General features: G+C 57.2%; 9 protein-coding genes. 6 read left to right on the forward strand and 3 right to left on the reverse strand.

The window, feature by feature from the left end; all coding sequences use genetic code 11:
• Position 1 precedes the first annotated feature (1 nt).
• From BLX41_RS21850 to BLX41_RS21870, 5 genes are all read left to right on the forward strand, one after another.
• Entirely contained in the window at positions 2 to 805 is an 804-nt protein-coding gene (locus BLX41_RS21850; protein WP_123726568.1) for a polymorphic toxin type 30 domain-containing protein, read from the forward strand.
• A gap of 2 nt (positions 806 to 807) precedes the next feature.
• Positions 808 to 1179, forward strand: coding sequence for a hypothetical protein (locus BLX41_RS21855; protein WP_123726569.1), 372 nt, complete (start codon positions 808 to 810; stop codon positions 1177 to 1179).
• Positions 1180 to 1366: 187 nt separating this feature from the next.
• Positions 1367 to 2029 (forward strand): RHS repeat-associated core domain-containing protein, encoded by a 663-nt coding sequence (locus BLX41_RS21860; RefSeq protein ID WP_123726570.1) that lies wholly within the window; start codon positions 1367 to 1369, stop codon positions 2027 to 2029.
• Positions 2030 to 2032: 3 nt separating this feature from the next.
• Positions 2033 to 2470, forward strand: a complete 438-nt coding sequence (locus BLX41_RS21865) for a hypothetical protein (protein WP_123726571.1) — start codon at positions 2033 to 2035, stop codon at positions 2468 to 2470.
• A 525-nt stretch (positions 2471 to 2995) separates the two neighbouring features.
• Complete coding sequence (locus BLX41_RS21870; protein ID WP_123726572.1) at positions 2996 to 3268, forward strand: hypothetical protein; 273 nt, start codon at positions 2996 to 2998, stop codon at positions 3266 to 3268.
• 46 nt (positions 3269 to 3314) lie between these two features.
• Here BLX41_RS21870 and gbcB read toward each other — a convergent pair whose 3' ends face one another.
• The gene (gene gbcB / locus BLX41_RS21875) at positions 3315 to 4415 is read right to left on the reverse strand and encodes a glycine-betaine demethylase subunit GbcB (RefSeq protein ID WP_123726573.1); all 1101 of its coding nucleotides are present in this window, start codon (positions 4413 to 4415) and stop codon (positions 3315 to 3317) included.
• Between the two features lie 290 nt (positions 4416 to 4705).
• Between gbcB and gbcA the strand changes: the two genes are divergently transcribed.
• Positions 4706 to 6001, forward strand: a complete 1296-nt coding sequence (gene gbcA / locus BLX41_RS21885) for a glycine-betaine demethylase subunit GbcA (RefSeq protein WP_025131181.1) — start codon at positions 4706 to 4708, stop codon at positions 5999 to 6001.
• A 93-nt stretch (positions 6002 to 6094) separates the two neighbouring features.
• Here the strand turns inward: gbcA and BLX41_RS21890 are convergent, their stop codons facing one another.
• Positions 6095 to 7351 (reverse strand): metallophosphoesterase family protein, encoded by a 1257-nt coding sequence (locus tag BLX41_RS21890; protein WP_123726574.1) that lies wholly within the window; start codon positions 7349 to 7351, stop codon positions 6095 to 6097.
• Between the two features lie 47 nt (positions 7352 to 7398).
• A partial coding sequence (locus tag BLX41_RS35940) for a c-type cytochrome (RefSeq protein WP_259745066.1) occupies positions 7399 to 8246 on the reverse strand: 848 nt, incomplete at its 5' end.

Consider the following 8246-nt stretch of genomic DNA (forward strand, 5'->3'; position numbering starts at 1 on the left):
CCTGCTCCAAGAACAACAGGCGCAGCGGCATAGCACCTATGTTTATGAGCCAGGCAGTTACGCCCCCCTGGCGCGTATCGACACTGATCCCACGCTGCCCGAGCGAGAAGCAAAGCTTTATTACTTCCACACCGACCAGATCGGCACGCCACAGGAAATGACCGATGCCGAAGGGCATGTGGTATGGCGCGCGTATTACAAAGCGTGGGGAGGCTTGGAAGCATTATCGCCGAATACAGTGGAACAGAACCTGCGTTTCCAGGGGCAGTACCACGACCGGGAAAGCGGGCTGTACTACAACACCTTCAGGTACTACGATCCGGCGGTGGGGCGGTTTACCACGCAAGACCCGATTGGGTTGGCGGGTGGGGAGAACCTATATCGGTATGCACCGAATGCGTTGGGGTGGGTTGATCCGTGGGGGTTAAGTTGTACATTATCAGGCCGTTCAATCAAAAAAGCCGATGGGACTAGTCTTGTAACTATTCCAGACAACGCTAAAGTTCGTAAGTTAACTCCTCCTGATGGTCAGACAGGGAATTATGGATATGAATATAAGTGGATAGAAGGTGAAAGTACAAAAACTGTACGTATTCATGGAGTAGATCCTTCGGCCCCCGCAGGTTCGAATGCAAGCCAAGGGTGGATTGTTAGAATATTTGATGGAAAAAAGAGCATGGATGCAAACGGAACTTATCATCCTCCAGGAATATTTAACCCAAGCAGTCCATATTATAATCCGACAGCGATTAATGACGTACACATCCCAATAGGCACCCCAGCCACTTTTCCAGGAGCGAATTAAAAATGACAACAAAGGATGAGTTCATCACCATGAAGATGAACGAAGTAAAAAACCATACTAACGATCAGTCTTTTGATATGTTTGAGTTGATAGGCTCTATTGGAGACCTGTTTTCGTCTGCGTATCAAACTGAAAACATCGCCAGTAAATTAGTGATAAATAGCTTATGGGAATTACTGCTGGATATATTTTTGAAAACCGACAACCACACCAACAGAACAACCGTATTATTTGTCATGTCCGATATTTTACTTTATACAAAAAAACGCGATATATTTCTGAATCTAAAGCCACTTAAAGACTGGCAAAACGCTCACAATGAAAACAGTACATCTTCAGAAATAATTGAGTGCATAGATGACATGCTGCTTTAAAGAAGTCTAAAAACACAGCGCTTAATAACTTTCATCCGAAATTAACATATCGCAACCTAGTAAAACGAAATTCATTAGCCGTTTATTATCTATACAGATGAGCCAGCCCCCTAAGTAGCCATGCCCACCGTATAGACACCAGCCAGACTGCTACTTCCCCGCCGACCAGATCGGCACCCCACAAGAAATGACCGACGCCCAAGGGCACGTGGTGTGGCGCGCCTACTACAAGGCCTGGGGCGGATTGGAAGCATTATCGCCGAATACAGTGGAACAGAACCTGCGTTTCCAGGGGCAGTACCACGACCGGGAAAGCGGGCTGTACTACAACACCTTCAGGTACTACGATCCGGCGGTGGGGCGGTTTACCACGCAGGACCCGATTGGGTTGGCGGGTGGGGAGAACCTGTATCGGTACGCGCCGAATGCGTTGGGGTGGGTTGATCCGTGGGGACTATCTTGTCGTCTCAATTACATGGGAAGAACCCCGGGGAAAAATAGTAAGACCGGCCGCGCCGTTATTGAAAGAATGCGTGGGGAAGGTCGCATTCGAGGTACTGGCGACAGGATGCAATTCAAGAGTTCAACAGATAACCAATGGTATCGTGTTCAGGATGCTGATATGGCTCACCTAACAGATGCTGTTAAATATTGGAGTCAGAAAGGTGGTTATTACGGCCCTAAATCTAAAGAAGTTAGAGCCTTTATGCGAGACTCCAAAAACTATGAGTTAGAGTATTTTGGCCATAATCGCTCTCAAGGTGCAAACTTACCTGATAGGTATAGAAACCCAGGTGATTTTATTGGACCAGCAGAAAAGTCACAGTATTTCCATGATCCAAGGAGGTAATTGATGAAAGTTCTTTCTGTCATGAATAAAAAGCTAGAGGAGCTAATTGTCTCTACTGTCGAGAAAGGTAATGAGCTTCATGATAATAAGTCTTATGAAGATGCACTGAAAGAGTATTGCAAAGCTTGGGCGCTACTTCCTGAGCCCAAGCTTGAATGGGAAATTGCCAGTTGGATTGCAGCCTGTATGTATAGTGCATATTTTGATATGGCAACCTTTGCCAAGGCCAAGGAATGGGCTGAAATAGCATTAAAGACAAGAGGATCAGATATAGATACAGCTCCACTGATTGATCTTGGAATGGTTTGCTTTGAACTAAAGAGCCTTGATGAATCGTATAATTATTTTGATAGCGCTTATAATTATGGCAAAGCTCGCTCATTTAAAGATAGGCCTAAAAAATATCTAGACTTCTATCTAGCCGAAAAGAAAAAACGTTAACCTCGATCTTTCTGGTAAAAACTCGATTAAAAACGGCTTTTTCCGGACTTTTTGTCTGTTGCTACATCAGCTATGAGCACAGCTGCTGTGAGCTATGCATTTATGAGACGAATATCGATCAACCGTACGACTGCGAAACCCGTCACAGCGAAAGTATCGGCTTCGACTGAGGAATGCCATTGAACCGGCGGCGTGCTTGATCCACACTCGCGCTCCTGAGTCCTACAGCAAACTCAGAAAGTCCTGTCCCGCTAGCACCTTGTCCCATTCTGCGGTGCATGCCTATAGTTCCTAGTTCGTCCTGATGACGAACGGGTTTGGCGACCCAGAGAATGGATTGAGAGGTTTTTTAGCTGGTTTGTCAGCGCCTCTGTAACCGCATGACCGCTTAATGGCGGCTGTGCGCGGGAGACCTTCGGGTCTGTCGGTTCTTCCATTCCCGGCTCGCCAACCCGCGTACAGCTGCCACCCTTTCGTTTGGCGACGGCAAGGTGGCAGCGCTCATCCCTGAATGGAGTTGGACTTATGAACCGCTACATGCCGATCACCGGCCACGATTGCACCATCCCTTCCCTGCTGATCGATACCCAGGCCCCTGTCGATGTGCTGTACGAAGCAGCCGCCTACCGCATCCGCGCTGTTACTCAACTGCTGGAAAACTTCGCCGCCCGCCCCGACATACCCGGCGATGCCGTGGTGCTGCAAGAGCTGGCCCTGGTCTGCGCCATTCCGCTGCGCGATGGCTGTGATGTGCTGGATGTGTTGGGACGTCATTTGCAGGCGCAGGCCGTGAGCTGAATTCAGCCTGTAGCGAGGGAGCTTGCTCCCTCGCCCCGACGCCGAATCAGAACTCCACGCGCACGTCGCCCTTGGGCACGCTGCAGCAGGACAGGATGTAGCCTTCGGCTTCGTCTTCCTCGGTGATCCCGCCGTTGTGTTCCATCTCCACTTCCCCGCCCAGCTTGAGCACCTTGCAGGTGCCGCAGATGCCCATGCCGCAGGCCTTGGGAATCATCAGGCCAAGCTTGGCCGCCGCCGCGTGCACGGTTTCCCCAGGGGCCACGCGGATGCTCTTGCCCGAAGCAGTGAACTCCACCTGATGCAGATCGGCGACATCCACTTCCGGCGCTTCGGCGGCTTGTTCGGCATGCTCCACGGCGTCGGCCCGGGCTTCGGCCGGGGTCGCGCCGAAGGATTCCTCGTGGTAACGCGCCATGTCGAAACCGGCGGCTTCCAGCAGCCGCTTGACGGCGCTCATATAGGGCGTGGGCCCGCAGCAGAACACTTCCCGCTCGAGAAAGTCCGGAGCCATCAGCTCCAGCATCTTGTGATTCAGGTAACCGCGGTAACCGGCCCAGGGTTCGCCCAGACCATGTTTCTCGCAGATCAGGTGCAGGCTGAAGTTGTCGATCCGCGAGGCCATATGCTCCAGCTCGCGGTGGTAAATGATGTCCTTGGGGGACCGGGCGCTGTGGATGAACACCATGTCGACGTTGGCGTTGGTGTCGTAGAACCAGCGCGCCATGGACATCACCGGGGTAATGCCGACGCCGCCACTGAGGTAGAGGATCTTCGGCGCCGGAAAGTCGATGGCGTTGAACAGCCCCACCGGCCCGTGCACCGCCAGCTCCTGGCCTTCGTGCAGGGTGTCGTGCAGCCAGTTGGAAACCTTGCCTCCGGGTACGCGCTTGATGGTCACCGAGAAGCTGTAGGGCACCGACGGCGAGCTGGAAATAGTGTAGGAACGCATCACCGGCTGGCCTTCGATCTCCAGCTCCAGGGTGACGAACTGCCCCGGCTTGAAGAAGAACATGATCGGCTGGTCGGCCATGAAGCAGAAGGTCCGCACATCCCAGGTTTCCTGGATGACTTTGACGCAACGGACGATGTGACGGCCATTGGCCCAGGTCTGGGTGGTTACCGGGTTGAGGAAGGTGTTGGACATGCTGTTCTCCACGGCCGACTGTCGGCGTCTTGCCAGCGATTCTGCGTAAGGCTTCTCGCACCCATTTACCTATCTGCGACATTCACATGCTTATCGCGACCAGCCCCCAGTTACAGGGGCTCCCCCGTCGGGAACAGATTGGGCCATGTCGCCCATGGATAAGGTTCAAGGCGCCTGCGGACCCACACTCGCCTCAAACACGACAGCCGATTTTTCGTGACTTGCGTAGCACCCACCGTAGCCACTTTTTAATTCGCCGGCCGCACCGAACGGCCATGAGGACTTGAACGATGGACGTCACCGCAACCCTGAGCTTGGGCGATCCACTGGAACCCGCACGCAAGGCCACTGCACAAATGCTGCAGGAGCGCGAGCGGACCTTCTCCCTGCCGCAGCCCTTCTACTGCGATGAAAGGCTGTTCGATATCGACATGCAGGAGATCTTCCAGAAGGAATGGCTGATCGCCGGCATGACCTGCGAGATCCCCACCAAGGGCAACTACATCACCCTGCAGATCGGCAAGAACCCGATCATCGTCATCCGTGGCGCCGACGGCGTGGTCCATGCCTTCCACAACGTCTGCCGCCACCGCGGTTCACGGCTGTGCACCAGCGACAAGGGCAAGGTGGCCAAGCTGGTCTGCCACTACCACCAGTGGACCTACGAACTGGACGGGCGACTGCTGTTCGCCGGCACCGAGATGGGCGCCGACTTCGACATGAAGCAATACGGCCTGAAACCGGTGAACGTGAAGACCGCCGGCGGCTACATCTTCATCTCGCTGGCGGAGAATCCGCCGGCCATCGACGACTTCCTCTCCACCCTGGCCCATTACATGGAGCCCTACGACATGGAGAACACCAAGGTGGCGGTCCAGACCACCTTGCACGAAAAGGCCAACTGGAAGCTGGTGCTGGAGAACAACCGCGAGTGCTACCACTGCGGCGGCTCGCACCCCGAACTGCTGAAAACCCTGCTGGAATGGGACGACGTCACCGACCCCCGGGCCGACCAGGCGTTCAAGGACCACGTGGCCGCCTCCGCCGCCGCCTGGGAAGCCGAAAAGATCCCCTACGCCCACGCCAGCTTCGGCCTGCGCAACCGCATCGTGCGCATGCCGCTGCTCAAGGGCACCGTGTCCATGACCCTGGACGGCAAGCAGGGCTGCGCCAAGCTGATGGGGCGGATCAAGAACCCGGACCTGGGCTCGATGCGCATCCTGCACCTGCCGCACTCGTGGAACCACTGCATGGGCGACCACATCATCGTGTTCACCGTGTGGCCCATCAGCGCCCAGGAAACCATCGTCACCACCAAGTGGATCGTGCACAAGGACGCGGTGGAAGGCGTGGACTACGACGTCGAACGCATGCGCCAGGTGTGGGACGCCACCAACGCCCAGGACCGGCGCCTGGCGGAAGAGAACCAGCGTGGCATCAACTCCACCGCCTACCAGCCGGGTCCGTACTCCAAGACCTACGAGTTCGGCGTGGTCAACTTCGTCGACTGGTACAGCGAGCGCATGCTGAGCAACCTCGGTGCGGAACCGGCGCCTTATCTCAAGGGCGTGCCGGTCCACGGATAAACCCCGCCGCGCGCAACCAGCAACAAACGGCCAGACAAGAGCCCGGGGGCGGGGTACGTCCGCCCCCGGGTGCGGCCGTTACGGCGACCCGCCTCAAGCAAGTGGCCAGCTGATGGCGCCGTTCTCGCCAACAAACTCCTCGGTGATCGTCTCGCCCTGCAACTTCACCCTCACGTAACCGTTGCGCACCCGCAGCGGATAGTTCGGATCATCTGCCGACAAGGTTTCCGACCATTGCACCTGGGGGTTGCCCTTCAGCTCGCTGGTGGGGCCATAAGGAATCGCGCCGTGACCGATGCAGCGTCCGTACATGCCGTTACTGGGCGCGTAGCAGATGCCATTGTGCAGGTGCCCCCAATACCAGTAGTCCGGCACCCGCCCCAGAGCCGCGACCACCTGCTTGTACAGCGTGGTCTGCTGCTGCCCGCTGATATCCAGCCCCTGGTGATGGCTGAGCACGATGATCCTGCGCCCCTGCCCCTTGCTGGCCACCAGGTCCTTGAGCCACTGCTGCTGCGGCGGATTCAGGTTGCCGTCCATGTACAGGTTCATTTCGTCGGCGGCATAGGCGCTGTCCAGGCCGACGATCAGCCAGTGGCTATTGAACAGGGCAAAGTAGCTGGTGCCTTGCTGCTTGGGAAACAGCGCCTGGATCTCGGCGAAGTAGCCATGGGCACCGCTGTACATTTCGTGGTTGGAGTTGAGGCTGAAGGACGCCTGGCTGCCCATGGGCCAGTCCGTGAGGTCGGCGTCCTCCTCGCTGCCGGTACCGGCGTAATACACATCTCCCAGGTGGATGGTGAAGTCCGGCTTGTCCTGGGTGATCAGGTCCGCCACGCGCTGCGCCGCCGAATCGGGCTGGAAATATCCCGTGCCCCAATCCCCGGCCATGTCCAGCAGCACGTTGTCGGCCATCTCGATCAGCGCCGGAGTGGTGCCGAAGGGCGCGTGCTTGCGCAGGTTCTCGATCCAGTTGAGCAAGGCCTCGCTCCAGCGCAGGTCCAGCAGCTCCCATTGGCGACAGCCCAGCAGGGTGCCGTCCTTCATCACCTGGGTCTTCAACTCGTCCACCGTTTGCGGCAAGGGCGAGGCGTTCCCCAGGTGCAGCACCGACAGACCGTGGGCCAGCTCCCAGGGCACCGGCGCCTGACCGGGGGGCACGTCGCCGTGGATCAGGGCGTACTGCGCCTGGTCATGGGCGCGCTGCAGCAGTTGCACGATCGCCTGCAGTTCCGCCGGCTCGAGCTGGCTACGGAGTTTTTTCCAGGCCAGGTCGAGCCTGGCCAGCAGCCCGTCGACCCGGGCTTTCACCTGTTCGTATTCATGTTCCAGATTGCTCACAAATGACATGCTGGCATCCCTCTTGATGGTCCCTTTGCACAAACGCCGGACGGGCGTCACAGGGTCTTCATGTATTCGATCAACTGCCATTTCTGCGGGTCGGAGAGTTGCGTGCCGTACAAATGGCCACTGTTGCTGTTGCCCTCCAGGTGGGTGTCGTACTTGAAGTAGCCCGGCCCCTGTACCGCCGCGCCACTGGTGATGAAACCGACCTTCTGCGGGTCATACACATCCGAGCCGGTGTAGAACACCTGGGGCCTTAGCTCCGGTGTCTGCAACAGGTCCCAGAGGCTCGGCACCGAGCCGTTGTGCAGGTAGGGCGCCCGCAGCCAGACACCGTCGGTGGGGGTGTTGCTGTAACTCTGGGTCTTGCGATAGGCACCAAAGTCGAAAGGCGGCTTCTTGAACCCATGGAAGGCTTGCACCAGGCCGGTGGTGAAGGAGTCCAGACGATGGGAGTCGGTGCCCAGTACCTGGATATTGGTGGTGACCTGTCCGGTGTCGGCCTTGCCGAAGTCATGGCAGCCGGCGCAATTGGCCTCCCACAGCGGCTTGCCCTGAGTAGCCTTGGCCTGATCGATGGCAAACGGCCAGGCCGGCGGTTTGTGCCCCAGCAGCCAGTTGGTGACCCGGTTGAAGCTCTGGGGCAGCACCGATTCCGGGGTCGCGCCCACCGCCATCGCCGCCGCGTAGTTGCGCTCGCGGATCTGGTTGTTGTTGCCGTCCCAGTGCAGGTACATCGATTCCCGGGGCTTCTGGTTCCAGATCTGCGGCAGGTCCACGGTGCCGATGGTGGAATCGTCGGGGAAGCCGAACACCACCATCTTGGTCGGGTTGAAGGTGTCGGTACGCCCCGGCCCCTGCTGCGGCCGCAGCTTCTGCCAGGCATAGTCCTGCTTCTGCT

Origin of the sequence: Pseudomonas protegens, from assembly GCF_003732485.1 — a bacterium.
GTDB classification, from domain to species: Bacteria; Pseudomonadota; Gammaproteobacteria; order Pseudomonadales; family Pseudomonadaceae; genus Aquipseudomonas; species Aquipseudomonas protegens_B.